The organism is Mycobacterium sp. E2497 (assembly GCF_001668695.1).
Taxonomy (GTDB): Bacteria; Actinomycetota; Actinomycetes; order Mycobacteriales; family Mycobacteriaceae; genus Mycobacterium.
In genome coordinates, this window is record NZ_LZKD01000269.1 from 1 (window position 1) to 928 (window position 928).

Annotated in this window: 1 protein-coding gene and 2 pseudogenes; 1 reads left to right on the forward strand and 2 read right to left on the reverse strand. The window is 66.3% G+C overall.

Going from position 1 to position 928, the window contains the following annotated elements; genetic code table 11:
* Both A5713_RS25365 and A5713_RS25370 read right to left on the reverse strand, forming a co-directional pair.
* Positions 1–209 (reverse strand): adenylyltransferase/cytidyltransferase family protein (locus tag A5713_RS25365; RefSeq protein WP_156752028.1); only part of this gene is annotated, 209 nt, incomplete at its 3' end.
* A 24-nt stretch (positions 210–233) separates the two neighbouring features.
* A pseudogene (locus A5713_RS25370) lies at positions 234–407 on the reverse strand (16S rRNA (guanine(966)-N(2))-methyltransferase RsmD); the annotation flags it as partial.
* On the opposite strand from A5713_RS25370, the pseudogene coaD reads away from it, so the two are divergent.
* A pseudogene (coaD, locus tag A5713_RS25375) lies at positions 399–746 on the forward strand (pantetheine-phosphate adenylyltransferase); the annotation flags it as partial. The pseudogenes A5713_RS25370 and coaD sit on opposite strands and share 9 nt — an antisense overlap.
* Positions 747–928: the final 182 nt, after the last annotated feature.

Genomic DNA, 928 nt, shown 5'->3' on the forward strand with positions numbered 1-928 from the left:
TGGCCGGCCTCGACGCGAAGGTTGGGCAGATGCGTCGTCGACTCGGTGATCATCGCGATCCGCTCGTCGAGGTCGAACATGCCCTTCTTCGCGGGATTGGTCAGGATCGCCACCACCACCTCGTCGAACTGGGCCGACGCCCGCTCGAAGACGTCGATGTGGCCCAACGTCACTGGATCGAACGACCCCGGGCATACCGCGCCACTCATGACGAAAGACGGTACACGCCCGCCTCAGAGTCGTTCGGCCATCTCCAGCCGGGTGTCGCCGTACACCCGGGGCGGCGACACGGACCAGCCTGCCGGCCAGGTCAACGGCGCGCCGGTCGCCGCGCGCTCCACCACCGCCACGGTTCCGGCAGCCACCCAACCATGCGTGACCAAGGCGGCCAGCATGGCTTCGACCTCGACGAGCGGATCGCGATGATCACCGAGTCGACGACGCATCTGCCCAACCTTCGCGTCGAGGCCGGCCAGGGCCTGGTGGTCGACTTCGTCAGGTCGCAGGGCATGACCGCCATCGTCAAGGGGCTGCGCACCGGCACCGACTTCGAGTACGAGCTGCAGATGGCGCAGATGAACAAGCACATCGCCGGTGTCGACACGTTTTTCGTCGCGACGACACCGCGGTACTCGTTCGTGTCGTCGTCGTTGGCCAAAGAGGTTGCCATACTTGGCGGCGACGTCTCGGAGTTGCTGCCCGAACCGGTCAACCGCCGCCTGCGTGAGAAGCTCGCCCGCTCCTAAAGCTTTGTGCCGCAACTGATGCCAGCGGCTACGACTCGTCATCGTCGTCGTCGTCGCCCCGTAGGAGTTTTTCTCCGGTGGTGGTAGGGGTTGGTGCGGGGTTGGCCGCGGTCCAGGTGGGGTGGCGGCAGCCATTCGGTTTCGCCGCGGGCGTTGGTGCGGGTGGTCCAGCCTTGTTCCGC